Source organism: Serratia sp. HNCC26DJ206 (genome assembly GCF_057180605.1).
The window spans coordinates 24,328-45,922 of the sequence record NZ_JBXUGP010000028.1 but is presented as its reverse complement, the minus strand read 5'-3'; the positions used below and the strand labels follow the sequence as shown (position 1 = coordinate 45,922).

Genomic DNA, 21,595 nt, shown 5'->3' with positions numbered 1-21,595 from the left:
CTGCGGGCAAAAAGATTACTCGATGACCGCCGTGGTTAGGCGAGAGGTGCAGCACAGGCGATCGCGGCTATCGAAAATCTCGATCTGCCAGACCTGATTACGCCGGCCCGCGTGCAGCGCGCGGCAAACGCCACGCACCTGCCCTTCAAACACCGCCCGAATATGGTTGGCGTTGATTTCCAGCCCAACCACTTTCTGTTCCCCTTCGGTACATAGGTAACCGGCCATAGAACCCATCGATTCCGCCAGCACCACCGAAGCACCGCCGTGCAGCAGGCCGAACGGTTGCTTGGTGCGATGATCAACCGGCATTACCGCCTCCAGATAATCATCCTCAATGCGGGTGAACTGGATGCCAACATGGCCTACCATGCACCCTTCACCGGTGTGATTGAGCTGTTCCAGCGTTGCTTCACGTTTCCACAATTTCACGCCATTATCTCCAGAAGAGCCTGTAACGGATGCCGCACGCCATTACCTTCAATGCGTTTCACCTGGCTGCGGCAGGAATAACCGGTCGCCAAGCAACGTTGCCGCGGCAAACGTTGCAGCGCCTGGTGCCAAGAAAGCTCATAAATCCCCAAGGAGTTCTGTAGATTCTTGGCTTCATGACCGTAAGTTCCCGCCATGCCGCAACAGCCGACGCTGACGTTCTCCAGTTTTGCGCCAAAACGGCTAAAGATCGTGGCCCATTGCTGGGTGCTGGCAGGCAGCGCAGTGGTTTCGGTACAGTGGCCAAACAGATACCAGGCTTCGCCGGTTGCGGATTGATCTGGACGATCGGCCAGCAACTGTTGCAACCATTCGTGCACCAACTGCACCTGGAAATTGCCCCGGTTATCACCGAGGATCTCCTGATACTCGTCGCGGTAGCACAGCACCAACGCCGGATCGACCCCTACCATCGGCATACCGAGCTTCGCCACCCGGTTGAGGAAATCGGCAGTTTTGCGTGCCGTTTTGGCAAACCGCGTCAGGAACCCTTTGATGTGCTGTGCTTTACCGTTGGGTGAGAATGGCAGCAATACCGGTTGGTAGCCCAGCTTCTCCACCAGCCGCACAAAATCAGCCACCACCTGCGCATCGTAATAGCTGGTAAACGGATCCTGCACGATCAGCACATGCTGTTGCCGCTGCGCCTCGCTCAGTGCTTCAAGCTGTTCCAGCGTCATGGTAAAAGCGCTGTGGCCGGAAAGCTGCTGACGCAGAGTCGGGCTGGAGAGCAGCGGTAAATCCACCATGCCGATGGTGCTACGACTCAGTTCGCGCATCCAAGGCTGTTTAAAGAAGAAGTTGAACACCTTCGGCGCTTTGGCCATCAGCGGCGTATAGCTCTCCACCCCGGCAACCATATAATCGCGCACCGGGCGCAGGTAGCGGGTGTGATAAAGCTGTAGGAAGCGGGAGCGGAAGCCCGGTACGTCGATCTTGATCGGGCACTGAGTTGAACAGGCTTTACAGGCCAAGCAGCCGGACATGGCTTCTTTCACTTCGTGCGAGAAATCATACTCCCCTTTGCCAGCACGCCAGCTGTTGCGGGTTTTCTCGATTACGGTGCGGAAGCTAAGGCGCTGCTGCGGCAGTTGCTGCTCCAGCGCCACCGGATCGACGCCCTGTTCAGCCAACAGCCGCAGCCATTCACGCACCAGCGCCGCGCGGCCTTTTGGCGAATGAATACGGTTACCGGTGATCTTCATCGACGGGCACATCGGGCTGCGCACGTCAAAGTTGAAGCACAAACCGTTACCGTTACACTCCAGCGCACCACGGAACGAAGTGCGGATATCCAGCGGAATACGGCGATCCAACGTGCCGCGTTTCACCGCATCCACCTTCATCATCGGCTCATCCACACCCATCGGCGGGCAGATCTTGCCTGGGTTGAGGCGATTAAGCGGATCGAACGCCGTCTTGATGCGGCGCAACTCTTCATACAGGATTTCACCGAAGAAGGCTGGGCTGTATTCCGCGCGGAAGCCTTTACCGTGCTCCCCCCACAGCAACCCGCCATATTTGGCAGTGAGCGCCACCACCCGATCGGAGATTTGCTTCATCAGCACTTCTTGCTGCGGATCGCACATATCCAGCGCCGGGCGCACATGCAGTACCCCCGCATCGACGTGGCCAAACATGCCGTAGCTCAGGTTGTGGCTGTCCAGCAACTGCCGGAATTCGGTAATGTAATCGGCCAGATGCTGTGGCGGCACACAGGTATCTTCGGCAAACGGGATCGGCTTGGCCTGCCCTTTGGCATTGCCCAACAGCCCCACCGCCTTTTTGCGCATATTGTAGATACGCTCAATACCGGTAAGATCGCCACAAATCTGATAACCAATCACCCCAGACTGTTGCTTGGCAATCAAATCGTCCAGGCGTTCACACAGCGCTGCCATCTGGCCGTCGATCAGCGCTTTATCATCACCGGCAAACTCGACGATATTCAGCCCGAGCATCTCTTTATCCGGCACGTTGGTGATCAACTCGCTGACGGAATGCCAGACGATGTCCTCGCGCGCCAGGTTGAGCACCTTGGAGTCGATGGTTTCCACCGACAGCGCCTTGGCTTCCACCATCACGGGCGCATTGCGCAGCGCAGAATCGAAAGAGTCGTATTTGATGTTAACCAAGCGGCGCACTTTCGGCAGCGGCGTGATATCCAGCCGCGCTTCGGTGATAAACGCCAGCGTACCTTCGGAGCCGGTGAGAATACGCGTCAGGTCAAAGGTTTGCAGATCGTCGCTCAGCACGTGGCGCAGATCATAGCCGGTGAGGAAGCGGTTAAGTTTGGGGAATTTATCCAGGATCAGCGCACGCTGTTCGCGGCAACGGTTGAGCACCGTGTCGTAAATGCGCCCTTCCGGCGTGTTTTCCTGGGCAATCGTTTCCGCCAACGGCGTCGGCATAGCGCGAGTGTCGATCATATCGCCCCCCAGCAGCACCGCCCGCAACCCGAGCACGTGATCCGAGGTTTTTCCATAAACCAGTGAACCCTGGCCGGAGGCGTCGGTATTGATCATACCGCCGAGCGTGGCGCGGTTACTGGTGGAAAGCTCTGGAGAGAAGAAATAGCCGAACGGCCGCAGATACTGGTTGAGCTGGTCTTTAATCACCCCGGCCTCAACCCGCACCCAACCCTGTTCAACATTGATATCCAGAATACGGTTCATGTAGCGCGACATATCGACCACAATGCCAGCGTTCAGCGCTTGACCGTTAGTGCCGGTGCCGCCGCCGCGCGGGGTGAAGGTCAACGCCTTGAAACGCTCTTCTGCCGCCACGCGGGCAAGCAGCGCCACATCACTGGTTGAACGAGGGAACACCACCGCATCGGGCAACAGTTGATAAATACTGTTGTCCGTCGCCATCGTCAGACGATCGGCGTAGCTGGTGGCAGTATCGCCGCTGAATCCGTTTTGTTTTAACGCTTCCAAAAAATCGAGCACACATTGAACGAGGCCGGGTGCCTGAGAAATCTGTGGGATCATTCGCTTTTTTGACCCTGTCTGTCTAATTTTTAACTACTTAACCGGGCCTAGATGCAGACCCACCCCTATCTTTATATCGTCAGTAAAAGCTAACATACTTCGTTTTGTGCAGGCACTCACATTATCACAAACTGACGGCAACAGAAGCGCCTGCGGCAAAACGTACGCTTGGCTGTGAAAGTTGCCCGAAATGCACCATGATAAAAACGGATAGAAGATTTCACTAATAGGATGAAAACGCATTCATGACACAATCGCAACGCCGATACGATTTACCCACGATTATTTTTGGCGTGCTGTTTATTGCCATTATGATCGTCGCCAGTTTTTGGGTGGTTCAGCCGTTTATTCTTGGCTTCGCCTGGGCTGGCATGGTGGTGATCGCAACCTGGCCAGTATTGATTAAACTACAACGCTTGCTGTGGGGCCGCCGCTCGCTGGCGGTGCTGATCATGACCATTCTGCTGATCCTGCTGTTTGTGCTGCCGATTTCGTTGCTGGTCAGCAGCGTCGTCGACAATAGCGCACCGATAGTCTCTTGGGTGAACTCACCGGGTAAGATCCAGATCCCGGAGCTGGAATGGCTGCGCGCCATCCCGCTGATTGGCGACCGGGTTTATAGCAGCTATCACCTGCTGGTGAGCACGGGTGGAGCCGCACTGATCGCCAAAGTGCAGCCCTATTTCGGCCAGACGGCAACCTGGTTCGTGACGCAGGCGGCGCATATTGGGCGTTTTCTGGTGCACTGTACGCTGATGGTGCTGTTCAGCGCCCTGCTGTATGCCCGGGGCGAACAGGTCGGGCTGGCGATCCGCCATTTTGCCGTGCGCCTGGCTGCCGAACGTGGCGATGCCGCCGTGCTGCTCGCTGGGCAAGCGATCCGCGCCGTGGCATTGGGCGTGGTAGTGACGGCTCTGGTGCAGTCGGTGCTGGGGGGAATTGGTCTGGCGGTTGCCGGTATCCCTGCGGCTACGTTGCTGACGGTACTAATGTTCGTGTTCTGCGTGGCACAGTTGGGGCCATTACTGATACTGATCCCGGCGATTATCTGGCTGTATTGGACCGGCGATACCACTTGGGGCACCGTGCTGCTGATATGGAGTTGTGTGGTGGGTACGCTGGACAACTTCCTGCGCCCGGCGCTGATTCGCATGGGAGCAGACCTGCCGTTGATTCTGATCCTGTCCGGTGTGATCGGCGGTTTGTTGGCATTTGGGATGATCGGCCTGTTTATCGGCCCGGTGGTGCTAGCGGTTTCTTATCGCTTGGTCAGTGCCTGGGTCAATGAAGCCCCAGAACCCAATACCGATATTGAGGAAGTGGTTAAGGACTTAGAACAGCTGTAATCACTTAGCGGTCTGCCCGGCCACGGGCAGACTATTATCTCGCTCATCTCTCCTTCATTCCCCTTTTCGTTTTATACCGCCAGGCTTGATTAGGACGAGTCTTAATGACGAGCCCTGCGTAAGTGCTTATTCTTCTTGCTATATCTTGCCTAGATCACCGACATTCTGGCAGATATCCAACCAATATCATTCCATCTAAGTGAATTGCTGTGTGTAGTCTTTGCCCGTCTCTTACGATGGGCCTTTTTTTATTTTTATCATAACCTCGTGGCTGTAATATCGCTCAGTTACCTACAACAGAGGGTGCTGGTGAAACCCGCGGCTCTCACTGCGGGTACACTGTATTTCTCAGGATTATTCGGCCGTAACAGGTTTGACCGTGGAAAGGGGTTGGGCCGTGACACGATGTTTAAGCACAAAGCAGGCGGCGATACCAAAGCAGGCCATCACGACGGTATAACCAAAATAAAGTTGGTAACCGGTTTTCTGATCGGGGGCATAGTCCATGATATAGCCATTAATCAGTGGGATAAAAATATCCGGACAATAACCAACCGCAGAAATTACGCCAATTGCCAGACCGAGCTTACTTTCCGGCACCTTCAGGTTCTCAATAATCGCCCAGTACAAGCCACGTACTGCGTAAGTCAGCAGGCCGACAAACAGAATAAAGAAAACGCAGAAACCTATCACCAGGCCCGCAGACAAACGGGTCGCCGGAATACAGATCAGCCCGACAAGCCCAAGCGCGCTAAGCATTAATGCGTAGGTTAATACCCTGATATTCCCTAATTTATCCCCCAGAAAACCACCGACGACGCCTCCTACTGGCCGCAGCCACAGCTTGATCGTGGTGATCGTCCCCGCCATCACCGCGGTAAATCCCCAGCCACCGGCCTGTAAATAACCTGAAAAGCTGTAGGTAGACCAAAATAAGTGATAACCGGAGGAGATAATAATCGCGATCAGCCATACCTCGGGTTGGCGCAGGATAAAACCTAAATCCTTCATCAGGTTTTTATGAGTGACTTTTGTCTGCTTTTCCTCTGTCTCGTTTGGTGAGTTTCCTTCAAACCAGATACAGACAAAACAGACTACGGCTAACGCAATACAAAACCAGGAGTACAGGTGAATAACGTAGACTAACCCTTGAACCACGTTCGCGTCATTCGGGCCGACCGTCATCGAGAAGATAAATAACGCAATGCTTGCGAGGATCGATTCCACCAGGCCACGGCCACCATCATAAATACCGTAAAAGCGCCCAGCCTCATTTTTGGCCGCAAGCAGCTTAATGCGCTTCATAACGGCCCCCCAGAAGGTCAAACCGGTGGTCACTCCCCAGCCAGAGAAAATGATTAATAGCGCGGTATAGGAAGGCAAGGTGCTGTACCAAAGCCCTAACAGGCCCGTCCCCAGTAGCGACAGGGTGATCAGTTTCATCGGCTTCACTCTATCAGCCAACCAACCGCTGGGCGTGTAGCAGATAAAGAATAAAAAACCCATGACTGAATACAATTCACCGAGCTGTACATTGGAAATATTAAAGGCGTGGATCATCGTATCCTGATAAATCTGCCTCAAGTATAACATCGGATATATTGCCCCACCGGCGACAGTCAGCAATAATATTTGCATATATCTGGCACTATTTTTAACTTGCTCAGTCTTTGCTGTATTTTCCATAATAGTCATACCTGTATGATATTGTTCACCCTCTTTTATCCAAACAGTAAGATGCCCTAAGCCAGATATTTAATTAACATCTATGCGTAGCACCTTGGAATGGAGTAGAGAGATTTTTATATTGATGGTTTATTAAGAAAACCATAGGCCTCTGACAGGAGTGGATCGGTATAATTGCGTACTTTCATATAGACATTTTTATTAATCTCATCATAGTAAATATGGTTGTTCTGATTCGGAATGTACTTCTTCTTAACCTGCACCATATCTCTTTTCGCCTGGTTGAAATCCTCCACCACGCCTAATCCAACGGCGGTACACATGGCAGCTCCCAGGCAGGCTGAACTATTGGCCTTCAGGGTATAGGTCTCTTTACCAAACAGATCACAGATAATCTGCACTAATACATCGCTTTTTGCCCCGCCGCCAATAATACGAATACTGCTTATCGTGGAGGCCGTTTCCTGTAACATCGCATCAATATTATTTTTTATCGTGTAAGCAATAGCTTCCAGAATAGAACGATAAATATGATATTTAGTGTGCCGTTGATCAAAGCCAAGCATGATCCCTTTGCGGAATTGATGGCTTGGAGGGCTCAGCCAGTCAAGAATAGTGATCAACCCTTCCGAACCTGGTGCGATGGATTCTGCAATACGATTTAACACATCCTCTTCACTGATATTTTCCATTTCAGCGATCTTACTGATATCTTCACCGGCTAAATTTTTAAACCAACTCACCGTCCACATACCGCGCCGGATCCCAGTAGATTCATAGACATATTTGAAAGGTTCGCACGCCAGCGTCGGGAAAAAACTCTCGGCATTAGAGTAATAATCATGACGGTAAAGCATGGCTGAAATGAATGTCCCTAACGAGATCATGATTTCATCGGTCGCAGTGATACCTGCCCCCAGCACTTCGACGGCTTTGTCATTGCCGGTGGCAAACACCTGAATGTTGGCGTTCAGACCAAAACGCTCGCAGAGTTCTGCACGGAGCGGGCCGTAACTCTCGCCGGGTTTAATCAGTTCAAACAGCTGGCCGCGCGTTAACCCCTGACGCTGGATCTCGGCGTCATCGGCCCACTGCAAGGTTTGCCAATCCATTGGCCAATAGACTTCCTGGTTGGAACAGCTGTCCTTGAACGCGCCGGTCAGGCGGAGCCCAAGGTAACCGGAGGTGGTGGTGACATATTTCACCGCGTCATTCTGATGAACATAGGGTTGCGACATACGCATGTCCATCCAACTGATGACCGGCTCAACCAACTCACCGTTTTCATCCAGTAACACCCGGCAACAACGGATAGTACACAGCCCCATTCCCAGGATCTGATGCCGGTCGCCGGTAAATTTATTCAGGCAATCCTCTATGGCCCGCACCAGGCTTTCCCAGAGATCCTCTCCGGGATGGTAAACAACCCCAGGTGCCGGTGTTTCTGTACTCTGTAATAGATCGCTGCCATAACAGATTTCATTACCCTGCTGATCAAAAATACCCACCTTGGTACTTTGCGATCCACTATCAATGCCCATAAATAGTTTTTGCATTATTCACTTCCATTATTCTTGATAGCTATAAGGTGGGAAAGGTATTTATCTATCCTGAGTTGCAATATTATTGACTGCAACGCCAAGCACGCAGGATATTACATAAGCCTCTCCCGTTCCCTTTGGAAGATTTATCCGTGAAGATTACTCAAAGAAATGCTCAGTACCCGGCTGTGGATAAATACAGCCAAAGTTCATGATGCCTTTCGGATCATAGACCTGTTTCAGCCCTTGCAGAATATAATAGGCGCTGCCATGTTCCTGCTCGGTCCATTGGTTACGATATTTCCCAATACCGTGATGGTGACACATGGAACCGCCCAGTTTCAGCGTCTCTTCCACAATAATACGCTGGATAGGATGGTGATAAATACGCATCTCATCCTTTGGTTCACAGTGAATATTATAGTTATACACAAAGTACATATTGGTACCGTTAATATAACTGTGCGATGAGTGCCCCCCCAGCATGGTGAGATCTTCACTGCGTTCAAATTCACTACGAATACGCTGGATCACGCGATCGTAAATTTTCGGGATCATTTCCCAGCTTGCTGAGATCTCAGTGGTGAAACCATCATGCCGATTGTGATTCACCATCTCGCTCACCTCTTGCTCGATGCGCGCCTGTGACCAGTTGAGATGATTGAACCAGTCTTCGATCAGTTGGCCTTTAACCGGTTTCAGGATCCCCGCCGCATGCTCTTTGATGATGTCGTTGATGCCATCAATGGTGGCATTCACAATGCCGGAAGGCCCTTCCACCATAAAGATCAGAACACATTTGCCTTCGTGGAAGGCCGAGAAATGCTGCGCCGCGTCCTCTTCAGAATACACTCGCGCCACCGAAGGGCGATAGCCTGCCGCCATAACGTCACGCAGGATCTTGATACCCGAAGCAACATCTTTGATTAAGTGGCCGATAAACCGATTGTTTTCCGGGTAGAACTTGAACAGTTTCACCGTCACTTCGGTGATAAAACACAGGGTGCCTTCGTTACCAATCACCACATGACGGATGTCCGGGCCACCCGCACGGCGGGCAACGCTCTTGATGCGTGAAATATGCCCATCAGGGAAGACACACTCCAGACCAAGCACCATATCCTCAATCCCGCCGTACAGGGTAGAGAACTGGCCGATACTGCGGGTTGCCACTAAGCCACCATACTGCGCCACCGGTTTGGACTGGGGTGAGTGGCCGGTGGTCAGGCCCTGCTTACGCACTTCATCTTCCAGCGTTTGCAGGCAAACACCGGCTTGCACCGTGGCCTCCATATTATAACTGTCGATCTTGATGATTTTATTCAGGCGCGCTGAGTCAATCACCAGCGTATTTTCTTTCCAGTTTTCCAGGCCACCTTCAGTCGCCGTCTTGCCACTTCTTGGAATAACGTTAACGGTATTTTCATTACAGAATTTAAGGATCTCAGCCACTTCTTCGGCATTTTCTGGCAGCACAATTGCCGTAGGGATAGGAACATTAAGCTGCTCCTTGGCCTTGGCATATTTTTTATATCTGTCGGCGGCTGCATCATAGAGCTTGGCATGATCGGTCACGATCTGATCCGCTTTCAGCAGGCTACGCAATTGCCCTAATGTGTCATGCTTGTTCATAATTACCCTTATCATCATTGATTAACGCACTAAAAAACCACCATCAACCGCTATCACTGAGCCGTTAACATAATTGGATGCATCTGAGGCCAAAAAGACTGCCGTCCCCATCAGATCGGCAATATTTCCCCAGCGATTAGCTGCAATATGAGAAAGCACCCGTTGATTAGCGTCAGGATCTGAACGTGTTTTTTCAGTTAATGGCGTTGCATAATATCCAGGGGCGATAGCGGTGACCTGAATATTGAACTGTGCCAATTCGTCGCAATAGGCTTTCGTCAGCCCAACAATGCCATGTTTACTTGCTGAATAAGCCGGTGACCACTGCCCCCCTAAATAAGAGAACATAGAGGCGATATTGATAATCTTCCCGCTTCGTTGGGGGATCATGTACTTGGCCACTTCGTGAGACATTTCAAAGGCGGCGCTCAGATTGAGAGCGATCATTTTATCCCACTGTACGCGGGTAAATTTGAGAACATCCGGCTCGTTAATGCACATCCCGGCATTGTTAACCAGTATATCGATTCGACCAAAACGCGCGGCTACCTGATCTATGGCCTGCTGTGGCTCCCCTTCACGGGTAATGTCCGCAAGAATAAACTGATAGTCCACCCCACACTCTTCTACCAGATGCCGGGTTTCCCCTTCGTCGTCCGCAATGGCGATAACAGCAACATTGGCACCAGCTTTAGCAAACGCCAGGCTGTATGCCTGCCCCAGCCCACTGTTGCCTCCCGTGACGATCGCAGTCCTGCCCTTTAGGGAGAACAGGTTCAAACTGAAGTCTGTGATTTTTTCCAACATGATCGTTTCCTGATGGTTTTTAACATTTCACTTTCATTAGCCCTGACGCTGGGTAACATTTATACCAATAATTTTCCATAAAACTATGCTTTATATCCTATTTATGGAAAATTATCGACATTAAGTTGATTTACACCTTATTTTAATGTTAAAACGGAGTAAATATGAATAAAAATCACAGAAATATGGTTTTTAATGCTAATATTTTTAATAAAAACAGTATTTTAATTTAACGGAAGAAATGAATTGATAGACTGTAGGTGAGGAGTGGCTTTGCCGAGGTGGTTATCTCTTCAGCAATTGGGGTACTCATTGGGCTGATTTTCTCGTAACATTGAGCAGAGATGATCGGGGCTTAACATCGGAAATAAATCATGATAAAGATTGATTACAACAGTTTGAACGTGTTGGAAAAGAAACTATTAGACAGTACCAAAGAATGCATTCAGCATAATTCAACGGTTTCTATTACTGAGCTCAGCGCACAGTTTGATGTTTCAACGTCAAAAATCTCCAAGTTTGTTAGAAAGCTGGGGTTTGAATCTTTCAAACAATATAAAAAATTTATTATCAGCGAACATAATGAAGCCCCCCCGGCAAAACCATCAAGCGAACTCCAGCGCATATCAGACTATATCGCTAACTTTGACGATAACCTTGCTCATGATTTTTGGTTAAAGATAAAAGATTGCAATAAGCTGATTATCTATGGGCTAGGCCCTTCTTTCATTTGCGCCGATTACTTTGCCTATCGTCTGCGGATTTTTTCTGATGTATTTTCGCTAGCGACCAATGAAGTGACTACCGTCAGAAACTCTGACAGCAAAGACACTAAACTCTTGGTGCTGTCGACTACCGGGCAATTTAAATCTTTTGATGAAGAATTATCCGATTTGAATTACAAAGAGATAATCTTTTTATTTGAAGAGTTCCGCTACTTCCCAAAACTGCAGCAAAACACGCTTTTTTATCTCACTAATAGCGGAGGCAACAGTAAGCTGAAGCCCTATGAGAAATCGCGGACGTTATTTTTTATTTTTCTGGAAGAAGTGATACAAAAATTTATGCCTCATGCTTAGCCTGGCGAAATAGCATACAGGGGCACCTACTCGGTGCCCCTAGAAAGATAAATTACTTTTTCTTCGACAGATCCATCCAGGTTTGCACCACGGTATCCGGGTTAAGCGACAAACTGTCGATCCCCTGATCCATCAGCCACTCGGCAAAATCGGCATGATCTGAAGGCCCTTGACCGCAAATCCCTACGTACTTGCCGTGACGCTTGGCGGCTTGAATCGCCATGGTCAGCAGCATTTTTACCGCTTCGTTGCGTTCGTCGAACAGTTCGGAAACCACGCCAGAGTCGCGATCCAGCCCCAGGGTTAACTGCGTCATATCGTTGGAACCGATAGAGAAACCGTCGAAATACTCGAGGAACTGATCGGCCAGCAAGGCGTTAGAAGGGATTTCGCACATCATGATCACTTTCAGCCCATTCTCTCCACGCTTGAGCCCCTGACGCGCCAACTCCGCCACCACCGCTTCCGCCTGCGCCACGGTGCGGACAAACGGCACCATAACCTCGACGTTGGTCAGCCCCATGTCATTGCGCACCCGCTTCATCGCCTCGCATTCCATGGCAAAGCAGTCACGGAAGCTGTCAGCAACGTAACGACCTGCACCACGGAACCCCAGCATTGGGTTTTCTTCGTGCGGCTCATACTTCTCGCCGCCCACCAGGTTGGCATATTCGTTGGATTTGAAGTCAGAAAGACGCACGATAACGCGCTTCGGCCAGAACGCCGCGCCCAAGGTGGCGATCCCTTCGGTCAAACGGCCGACATAGAACTCGACCGGATCGTCATAACCCTGCATCAACGCACGGATTTCGGCTTGCAGTTCTGGCGTTTGCTGGTCGAACTCCAGCAGCGCACGCGGATGCACGCCAATCATGCGGTTAATAATGAATTCCAAGCGCGCCAAACCCACCCCATCGTTCGGCAAACGGGCAAAGTCGAAGGCACGATCCGGGTTACCCACGTTCATCATGATCTTCAGCGGGAGTTCTGGCAGTTCGGTGACCGCTGAACTCTGCACGCTGAAATCCAGCATGTCGCTGTAAACAAAGCCGGTATCGCCTTCGGCACAGGACACGGTGACTTTCTGCCCATCTTTCAGCAAATCGGTGGCATGCCCGCAGCCAACTACCGCCGGGATCCCCAATTCACGGGCAATAATCGCCGCATGACAGGTTCGCCCACCACGGTTGGTGACGATCGCTGCGGCTTTTTTCATGATCGGTTCCCAGTCTGGATCGGTCATGTCAGTCACCAACACGTCGCCTGGCTGAATACGGTCCATTTCACTGATGTCGTAAATCACTTTCACCGGGCCAGCCCCGATGCGCTGACCAATAGCCCGCCCTTCCACCAGCACGGTGCTGTTGCCGTTCAACTGGTAGCGCTCCATCACTTTTTCATTGGAACGCACGGTTTCCGGGCGCGCCTGTACGATCAGCAATTTGCCGGTGTGGCCATCTTTTGCCCACTCGATATCCATCGGGCGGCCGTAATGTTTTTCGATCAACAAAGCCTGATGGGCTAAGGCCTGCACTTCATCATCGGTTAAGGAGAAGCGATTGCACTGCGCCTCTGGCACATCTTCAATCCGAACCTGTTTACCATGATCCTGCGAAGGTGCGTACACCATGCGGATTTTCTTCGAACCCAGGTTGCGGCGCACGATGGCCGGTTTGCCTTTCAGCAGCGTCGGTTTGTGCACATAGAATTCGTCCGGGTTGACCGCGCCCTGCACCACCATTTCCCCCAGGCCAAACGCCGAAGTAATAAACACCACCTGATCGAAACCGGATTCAGTATCGATGGTGAACATCACCCCAGACGAGGCCAGATCGGAGCGCACCATGCGCTGCACGCCCGCAGACAGCGCCACGCCGCGGTGATCGTACCCTTGATGCACCCGGTAGGAGATCGCACGATCGTTAAACAGTGAAGCAAACACATGCTTGATCGCCACCATCACGGCATCGATACCTTGCACGTTGAGGAAGGTTTCCTGCTGGCCAGCAAAAGACGCATCTGGCATATCTTCGGCGGTGGCGGAAGAACGCACGGCAAACGAGGCTGCGCTTTCGCCGTCTGCCAATTGCTGGTACGCAAGGGTAATTTCACGCTCAAATTCTGGGTGGAAAGGCGTATCGATCACCCATTGGCGAATTTGCGCACCGGCTTTGGCCAGTTGAACAACGTCGTCAACGTCGGTTTGATCCAATAACTGATAGATGCGTTGGTTAACACCACTTTGCTCAAGAAAATCGTTAAATGCCTGTGCGGTGGTGGCAAAGCCGTTTGGCACGGCAACACCCAAATCGGAAAGGTTGGTGATCATTTCACCGAGGGAAGCATTTTTGCCGCCGACACGGTCAACGTCGTGCATGCCAAGCTGGTTATACCAAAGTACATTACGCAAGTCTGGGCCATTGTTGGACATCGAGACAATCCTTTTTGCTATCAGTAGGGTCTAAGCGGATTTTATTCGGTAAGCAGAGCCAAGCCAGACTAGCACAATGATCCATAGAAATTGGAAAGGTGAATCGATCAACCCGATGAAGAAAATGGATTTTAAGATAAACACTGAAATAATATAATTTAAATGGGGATCGTTCCCTTTGGTACTAAATAAATACAATTCAACAAGTTAAATATTATTATTTCCAGATTAAACGCCAATTTTACTCGACAACGAATTTGTAGAAAATAGCATCAATGAACCGAGAAAACACACTAATAATTTATAGTCATTGTTTTATAAAAAATAAAATTACGTTTTATTAAGTTAATTTTTGACCTATCTTTAGTTTGCCTGGTTAAAATATGGCTTTATTGTTCGCAAGTTATCATGATATTCACTCATTCACGAACTATGCTATTTTTCACCCCAGGATCACTATTTTCAGTAAAGGAGTTGCGGATGGACAGAAGCGTTTTTTATATTTCAGACGGAACGGCCATCACCGCCGAAGTGCTGGGGCATGCGGTTCTGTCACAGTTTCCCATCAAGGCGACGACCTATACCCTGCCATTCGTAGAAACCGAAGCACGGGCCCGTGGCGTGTGCCAACAAATTAATGATATTTATCATCAGACCGGGGTTCGCCCGCTGGTGTTCTATTCAATTATCTCGCCAGAAGTCCGCCAGGTGATCACCCAGAGCGAAGGTTTCTGCCAGGACATCGTGCAAGCACTGGTTGGGCCGCTCCAGGGTGAACTGGGGGTAGAACCTACGCCCATCGCCAATCGCACCCACGGCCTGACCGAAAGCAATCTCGGCAAATATGACGCCCGTATCGCCGCCATTGATTACACTTTGGCGCATGATGACGGTATTTCGCTGCGTAATCTCGACCAGGCACAGGTGATCCTGCTTGGCGTTTCGCGCTGTGGTAAAACCCCCACCAGTTTGTATCTGGCCATGCAGTTCGGTATTCGCGCCGCCAATTACCCATTTATTGCCGACGATATGGATAATTTACAACTGCCTGCCGCGCTAAAACCCTTTCAGCATAAGCTGTTTGGCCTGACGATCGATCCGGAACGGTTGGCCGCCATCCGTGAAGAGCGGCGGGAAAACAGCCGATATGCTTCAATGCGCCAGTGCCGGATGGAGTTGGCAGAAGTAGAAGCCTTGTTCCGCAAGAATCAAATCCGCTACCTCAATACCACCAATTATTCGGTGGAAGAAATCTCGACCAAAATCCTCGATATTCTCGGCATGAGCCGCCGAATGTTCTGAGGGCAAAGCAGCAGGAAACTGGCCTGCTGCCGCCCACTTTTTACCCTGTCAGGCTTTTTTGCTGAATTTGCTCAACAGAACCGGGGTTCTACGGTTGAATTCAGCGATTTTTGCGTTATTGTGATCATCATCACTTCCCGGTATTCCTGCCGTAGCGAAGAACAGTTTTAGAGAAAATCATGCACAAAACAGATGAACTGCGAACCGCGCGCATCGATCACCTCGTTACGCCTCAAGCACTAGCGGAAAAGTTGCCGATCTCAGACGCCATTGCCAATAACGTGACAGCGTCACGCAAACGTATTGAAAACATTCTGCTGGGTGAAGACCGCCGCTTGCTGGTGGTCATTGGCCCCTGCTCCATTCACGATCTGGATGCCGCTACCGATTATGCCGGCCGCTTGAACGTTTTGCGGGAACGCTATCAGGATCGCCTGGAAATCGTGATGCGCACCTATTTTGAAAAACCACGCACCGTGGTCGGCTGGAAGGGGTTGATCTCCGATCCCGATCTGGACGGCAGTTTTCAGGTCAACCGTGGGATTGAAATGGCCCGTAAGCTGTTGCTGGCCGTTAACCAGCTCGGCCTGCCTACCGCCACCGAGTTTCTGGATATGGTGATCGGCCAGTATATTGCCGATCTGATCAGTTGGGGGGCGATTGGCGCACGCACCACAGAAAGCCAGGTGCACCGCGAAATGGCCTCGGCGCTCTCCTGCCCGGTGGGCTTCAAGAACGGCACCGACGGTAATACCCGTATTGCCATCGATGCCATCCGTGCGGCCCGTGCCAGCCATATGTTCCTGTCGCCCGACAAACACGGCCAGATGACCATTTACCAGACCAGCGGTAACCCATTCGGCCATATCATCATGCGCGGGGGCAAAACGCCGAATTATCACGCCAGTGATGTGGTTGCCGCCTGCGACAGCCTGCGCGAGTTCGACCTGCCGGAGCATTTGGTGATCGACTTCAGCCACGGTAATTGCCAGAAAATGCACCGCCGCCAACTGGAAGTGGCAGAGAACGTCTGCCAGCAGATCCGTGCCGGTTCAGTGGCGATCACCGGCGTGATGGCAGAAAGTTTCCTGGTGGAAGGGACACAGAAAATCGTCAGCGGCCACCCGTTGACCTATGGCCAGTCAATTACCGATCCATGCCTGAGCTGGTCCGACAGCGAACAGTTACTGGCAATGTTGGCAGATGCGGTGGATACTCGTTTCTGATCGCCTTGAGTGGGGTGTGTATCACACCCCATCAGCAGAAATGCGGAGCCTCTTGTATGAACAACTCTTTGTTATCCATCCCCTGCGTTACCTTACAGGGCGAGTTCAAAACGCTGGCAGACTTCCCCGCACGGGTTTATCTGGTGGTCAACACCGCCAGCCAATGTGGTTTTACCCCACAGTATCAAGGGTTGGAAAATCTCTGGCAGCGCTACCGCGAACGTGGCCTGGTGGTGCTCGGGTTTCCCTGCAATCAGTTTGGCAAACAAGAGCCGGGTAACGCGCTGGAAATAGCCGAATTTTGTAACCTGAATTACGGCGTTAGCTTCCCGCTATTCAGCAAGATCGACGTTAACGGTGCAGATGCCCACCCGCTGTTTAACGAGCTGAAACGTCGGGCACCCGGCCTGCTGGGCAGCCAACGCATCACGTGGAACTTCACCAAGTTTCTCTTCACTGCGGACGGTGCTCGAATTACGCGTTTTGCCCCGTTCACCAAGCCAGAACGCTTGCCCGAGCACATAGAAAAACTGCTTGAGCCTTAGCTCGAGCAGGAAATCTCCAGATGCTTACCCCAGTCTGGCGGCAACGCCGCGAGATCCTCATATTGTGGGTCATCGGCAAACGGCTTCAACAATGCCTGATGCAGACGTGCCAGTTTGCTGACATCATTTTGCTCTGCCGCCTCGATCGCCTGCTGGGCCAGATAATTGCGTAAAATCAACTGTGGATTGGCCGCCTTCATGGCTTGCTGACGCTCGGCATCGCTCACTTGCTCTTGCTGCAAGCGCAGGCGATATTGCTGATACCAATGATCAAACGCTGCGCGATCGATAAACTCGTCCCGCAGCGGAGATTGCGCCTGTTGTTGTTCAACCGTGCTCAATAGGCGGAACGTGCGGGTATAATCACGCCCTTCCTGCGCCATCAGGCGCAGCAGGCCAGTCAGCAGATCGTTATCCTGCGTCAACGGCGTGAAGAAGCCCAGCTTGGCACGCATCTGCTCACCATAAGCCTGCATTAACGCGGGTTCATAGGCCGCTAGCGCAGCCTGTAACTGCTCGGCGGTCATCAGGCCGGAAAGCGTGTGCGCCAACCGGTGCAGGCTCCACAGCCCGACGGCGGGTTGATTATCGAAAGCATAGCGGCCCTGATGATCCGAGTGATTACAGATATAATCCGGCTTGTAATCATCGAGGAAGCCATAAGGCCCGAAATCCAGGGTAAGCCCGAGGATTGACATGTTATCGGTATTCATCACCCCGTGCGCAAAGCCGACGGTCTGCCAATGGGCAATCAAGCGCGCGGTACGTTCTACCACCTCAGTAAACCACAGCGAGTAACGTTCTTTTTCTTCTACCCAGTGCAGCCAGTGATGGGCAATCACGAAATCCGCCAGTTGCTTCACCTGGTCTGGTTGCTTGCGGTAATAGAAATGCTCAAAGTGACCAAAGCGTATGTGGCTTTCCGCTACGCGCAGCAGCATCGCTCCCCGCTCTGGCTGTTCGCGAAATACCGGTTGCTCGCTGGTTACGATGGTCAGTGCTCGCGTCGTGGGTATGCCAAGGTGATAAAGCGCTTCTGAAGCCAGAAACTCACGGATCACCGAACGCAGCACCGCCCGGCCATCACCCATGCGCGAATACGGCGTCAAACCCGCCCCTTTCAGGTGCCAGTCCATGCTGCGGCCGTCCGCCAACTTCTGTTCGCCCAGTAAAATCCCACGGCCGTCGCCCAACTGCCCGGCCCAAGAACCAAACTGATGGCCGCTATAAACCTGTGCCAGCGGCTGCATGCCCGGCAACAGCGTTTCCCCCGCCCAAACGGGCGTTTTTTCCGGTGTAAACCAGCTATCATCTAAACCCAACTCACGGGCCAACGGCTGGCTGTGGTACAGCAAGCAAGCACCTTTGAGTGGCGTAGGATGTAACTCGGTGTAAAAACCGGGCAACTGCTGATAATAGGTATTTTCAAACTGTGGCATAGGCCCTCCATTACCTTCAGTGTAGAGCCTGAGCACGCTGATTAATACGGAGGAATTGCAGGGATAACGCTCTGCCTGTTTACCAGGCAGAGATGAATGGCACTACCGACGACGACGGGAAATTTTTAATGATTTACCACGTTGACCAAAAAAATGCTTTCCGAACGAAAAAATCGCGATAAATAACAATACCGGGATCACGAAAACAATCACTCCGTCCATTGTTAACCTCATTGTGCGTGTTGGAAATAATCAGCTATTGTTGTCGAATGCTGCATAAGTCCTTCGCAGAGTTCGTAGATTATCCACACTAGTGACAGGCCATAAAAACCCCTGTAGCCCTAAAACACCAGCGTTTCTAAGTTTATTGAAGTACTCTTTTTTTTCTATTCCGCAAACGACCACTCCCTTACAGAGCAGATTGATATTTTTCAATAGTGAATCAATAACCACGTCATAACCCGGATGGTTAAACAGTTGCCAGTAAAAGCGTTTATCTACTTTTACGTAGTCAAACAGGCCATCATACAACGCCGTGAGCGTTGTTTTACCTGAGCCAAAATCATCCAGCCACAGGGTAAAATATTCACTCAATAACCTGACCGTTTGATTGCTTTTTCCCGCAGAAAGATGAGGGAAACTCTCGCTAATCTCAAAATTAATAAACGGCCATTGCTGAATACGCTGGCGTAGCAGAAGGTTGCTAATAAGCAAATCAGCAATAGTTTCTTCAATATTAATGGTTAATAATACGTCATTCTCAACAAACCATGATGCCTGCTGTTCAACCAGCTGCAACTGTTCGTAAAATAATTCAATCCGTTGTTCAGGGGATAATAAATTGACCCCAATCTCCATTGGCATTGCCAGACCGCCATCCAGGCTATTGAAACGACTGAGGATCTCCACCGCCAGCAATCTTCCTTCCATTGAGTACACCGGTTGGAAGACAGAATGACTAATAAAGTCAGCTTCAAATTTAACGTTCATTTTAATGCCAAAGGATTAACGGCGATTATTCGATGCTATATCAATATATTCTATCGCTCAACCCCACCTAGGATTAATCGTAAAATTAAATGTAATTGCCAATGCGTTATCAATAAATCAATAGATTAAAGCTATGTTAAAACCATAAATAGTTTAATTATAAATTAATTTATCTTAAGATTAAAAAGACCCAGGGAGACGTTTTTTGTTCTATTTTAACTTATAACGAGCAAGCCTGCTGAGCATTTGATTTTTTACTGCTGATTTTTATAGAAAAATCCTAAAAATGTGAAACAGAGAGAATGCCATCCGGAACGTTGTCAATACTGAACCCCTCAAAAATAGTAATTTTACTTATGTATAAATAACTTCTGTTACATCGTGTATCAGAGCCTCTACGTCACGACTGCCTTGATTTTTGCTATATCTGTACTATCGGTGCATTTATCCTCAATCAGGACAATAAAACAGCAACGGTTAACTATCTGCCAGCGTTGATAGCATAAAAAAGGGACAGGTTTCCCCGTCCCATGCTCTTCATCTGCCTGATAACGCTATTTGATCGTTTCCATCAACCAATCACGTAACGCGGAAAGTTCGTCTGCTTGCTGCGGGAACTGCAATTGCAGACGCTCACAACAGGCGGCCAGCGCCTCACTGCGATAAGGGCATCCCACCAACATAGTGGCCAAGGTCTGCATGGGAGCCGGATTAAGGCTGTCGGTAAAGATCTGCGCCCGTATAATCGTGCCCTTTTCGACATCAAAGAAAATATCTACGCCTCCCCAGCTAAAGCGCTCATTCAGAAGATGGCTGAACGCAGGCGCTTTACCGAAATTCCATTCCCAACTGCTCTGCTTAGCAAATTGTTGTTCAAAATCAGGCAGGTTGGGGAAAACATCCGGTGAGATCACTTCCGCTGGTGCACTGTCACCATAGTGGGCAAAAAATGCCTGGATGATCGCATCGCAAACCTGCTGATGATGAATCCCTGGCAAGAACTCCGCCAAATTGGCGACGCGAGAGCGAACAGAAGTGATCCCCTTCGCCTGTAGCTTTTTAGGATCAGGGTTGAGGTAATCAGCCAAACGATTGAGATCGGCGTTTAGCAGCAGAGTGCCATGATGGAAGCCCCGATCTTGCGTCTCGCGATAGGCAGAACCGGATATTTTGCGGATCCCGTCGGCTGTCTCAACCACCAGATCGTTGCGTCCGGAAGCCACAGCGTTAATCCCCAACTGCGCCAGCGCTTGCAGAATAATGCCGGTTGAAACGGTTTTATCATAACCCGGCTTACCCGCCATAAAGGTAAAACAGGTATTACCGAGATCGTGAAACACCGCTCCACCACCGCTGCTGCGCCGTGCCAAGCGAATACCGTCCTGCTCCATACGCCGGGTATTACACTCTTTCCACGGGTTCTGCGATTGACCAATAACCACGGTTTCAGCATTACGCCACAGGAACAGGATGTTCTGCGTCGTCATTTCGCGGAAGATGCACTCTTCAACCGCCAGGTTGAACCAAGGATCGTAAGAGTCGGAAATTAATAAACGTAGGGAATTCATGGCATTCACCAATAACAATGTGATGCTGCCATGATACACCAGTGCAACCGGTTACACGCTAGATTCGGCGCGCTTGCCAGTAGACTTTTCGCCAGTACACATTGTTCAGCGAGGAACGCGTCACGCCACGGCTGGTGGAAGCGTGGATAAATTCGTCGTTGGTATCATAGATGCCGACATGCAGGCCATTCTCACCGCTGCCGGTTTTGAAGAACACCAGATCGCCCGGCAGCAGTTCGTCACGCGATACTTTGGTGCCGATGCTGGTCTGTTGTTCCGTAGAGCGTGGCAACTGCATATCGAAACGATCGCGGAAAGTGCGGTAGACAAAGCCAGAACAGTCAACACCGGCTTGATCTAAACCACCATAGCGATACGGCGTACCGTACCATTGGCGTAATTGCTCATTCAGTTGCGCGACAACGACGATGGAATCGGACAAACGACCATTTGGCGGTGGCGCATGGCTGCTGCAACCGGCAAGGATCAAACTGACTAATAAAAACCACACACGCATC

16 protein-coding genes are annotated in these 21,595 nt (G+C 50.8%); 5 read left to right on the top strand and 11 right to left on the bottom strand.

The window, feature by feature from the left end; all coding sequences use genetic code 11:
* Positions 1–15: 15 nt before the first annotated feature.
* Positions 16–432 carry a 1,4-dihydroxy-2-naphthoyl-CoA hydrolase gene (gene menI / locus AC2A1E_RS18395; protein WP_484384948.1) on the bottom strand — a complete coding sequence of 139 codons (417 nt, stop codon included), beginning with the start codon at positions 430–432 and terminating at the stop codon, positions 16–18.
* A complete protein-coding gene (ydiJ, locus tag AC2A1E_RS18390; protein ID WP_484384947.1) occupies positions 429–3,485 on the bottom strand; it encodes a D-2-hydroxyglutarate dehydrogenase YdiJ in 3,057 nt (1,018 codons plus the stop codon). Before ydiJ ends, menI begins: the two co-directional genes overlap by 4 nt.
* 245 nt (positions 3,486–3,730) lie before the next feature.
* Between ydiJ and ydiK the strand changes: the two genes are divergently transcribed.
* Entirely contained in the window at positions 3,731–4,831 is a 1,101-nt protein-coding gene (ydiK, locus tag AC2A1E_RS18385; RefSeq protein ID WP_484384946.1) for an AI-2E family transporter YdiK, read from the top strand.
* Between the two features lie 354 nt (positions 4,832–5,185).
* On the opposite strand, the gene AC2A1E_RS18380 is transcribed toward ydiK, so the two are convergent.
* The 4 genes from AC2A1E_RS18380 to AC2A1E_RS18365 form a co-directional block, all read right to left on the bottom strand.
* Positions 5,186–6,391, bottom strand: a complete 1,206-nt coding sequence (locus AC2A1E_RS18380; RefSeq protein ID WP_484384945.1) for an MFS transporter — start codon at positions 6,389–6,391, stop codon at positions 5,186–5,188.
* Positions 6,392–6,633: 242 nt separating this feature from the next.
* On the bottom strand, positions 6,634–8,073 hold the full coding sequence (locus tag AC2A1E_RS18375; protein ID WP_484384944.1) for an FGGY-family carbohydrate kinase: 1,440 nt from the start codon (positions 8,071–8,073) through the stop codon (positions 6,634–6,636).
* Between the two features lie 144 nt (positions 8,074–8,217).
* Positions 8,218–9,690: an FAD-binding oxidoreductase gene (locus tag AC2A1E_RS18370; protein ID WP_484384943.1), complete on the bottom strand. Its 1,473-nt coding sequence runs from the start codon at positions 9,688–9,690 to the stop codon at positions 8,218–8,220.
* Positions 9,691–9,711: 21 nt separating this feature from the next.
* Positions 9,712–10,500, bottom strand: coding sequence for an SDR family oxidoreductase (locus AC2A1E_RS18365; protein WP_484384974.1), 789 nt, complete (start codon positions 10,498–10,500; stop codon positions 9,712–9,714).
* Between the two features lie 371 nt (positions 10,501–10,871).
* Between AC2A1E_RS18365 and AC2A1E_RS18360 the strand changes: the two genes are divergently transcribed.
* The gene (locus AC2A1E_RS18360) at positions 10,872–11,576 is read left to right on the top strand and encodes a MurR/RpiR family transcriptional regulator (protein ID WP_484384942.1); all 705 of its coding nucleotides are present in this window, start codon (positions 10,872–10,874) and stop codon (positions 11,574–11,576) included.
* A gap of 52 nt (positions 11,577–11,628) precedes the next feature.
* Here the strand turns inward: AC2A1E_RS18360 and ppsA are convergent, their stop codons facing one another.
* A complete protein-coding gene (ppsA, locus tag AC2A1E_RS18355; RefSeq protein ID WP_484384941.1) occupies positions 11,629–14,007 on the bottom strand; it encodes a phosphoenolpyruvate synthase in 2,379 nt (792 codons plus the stop codon).
* A 480-nt stretch (positions 14,008–14,487) separates the two neighbouring features.
* On the opposite strand from ppsA, the gene ppsR reads away from it, so the two are divergent.
* From ppsR to AC2A1E_RS18340, 3 genes are all read left to right on the top strand, one after another.
* Positions 14,488–15,309, top strand: a complete 822-nt coding sequence (ppsR, locus tag AC2A1E_RS18350) for a posphoenolpyruvate synthetase regulatory kinase/phosphorylase PpsR (protein ID WP_459398630.1) — start codon at positions 14,488–14,490, stop codon at positions 15,307–15,309.
* 179 nt (positions 15,310–15,488) lie between these two features.
* Positions 15,489–16,535, top strand: a complete 1,047-nt coding sequence (locus AC2A1E_RS18345; protein ID WP_484384940.1) for a 3-deoxy-7-phosphoheptulonate synthase — start codon at positions 15,489–15,491, stop codon at positions 16,533–16,535.
* Positions 16,536–16,591: 56 nt separating this feature from the next.
* Positions 16,592–17,080 carry a glutathione peroxidase gene (locus AC2A1E_RS18340; RefSeq protein ID WP_484384939.1) on the top strand — a complete coding sequence of 163 codons (489 nt, stop codon included), beginning with the start codon at positions 16,592–16,594 and terminating at the stop codon, positions 17,078–17,080.
* On the opposite strand, the gene AC2A1E_RS18335 is transcribed toward AC2A1E_RS18340, so the two are convergent.
* The 4 genes from AC2A1E_RS18335 to AC2A1E_RS18320 all read right to left on the bottom strand — a co-directional run bounded on the left by AC2A1E_RS18335 (position 17,077) and on the right by AC2A1E_RS18320 (position 21,594).
* Positions 17,077–18,519, bottom strand: a complete 1,443-nt coding sequence (locus AC2A1E_RS18335) for a protein adenylyltransferase SelO (protein ID WP_484384938.1) — start codon at positions 18,517–18,519, stop codon at positions 17,077–17,079. The genes AC2A1E_RS18340 and AC2A1E_RS18335 overlap by 4 nt on opposite strands.
* Before the next feature lie 252 nt (positions 18,520–18,771).
* A complete protein-coding gene (locus tag AC2A1E_RS18330; protein ID WP_484384937.1) occupies positions 18,772–19,509 on the bottom strand; it encodes an EAL domain-containing protein in 738 nt (245 codons plus the stop codon).
* Between the two features lie 554 nt (positions 19,510–20,063).
* A complete protein-coding gene (gene lplA / locus AC2A1E_RS18325) occupies positions 20,064–21,077 on the bottom strand; it encodes a lipoate--protein ligase (protein WP_484384936.1) in 1,014 nt (337 codons plus the stop codon).
* A gap of 58 nt (positions 21,078–21,135) precedes the next feature.
* Positions 21,136–21,594, bottom strand: coding sequence for an NlpC/P60 family protein (locus AC2A1E_RS18320; protein WP_459398636.1), 459 nt, complete (start codon positions 21,592–21,594; stop codon positions 21,136–21,138).
* Position 21,595: the final 1 nt, after the last annotated feature.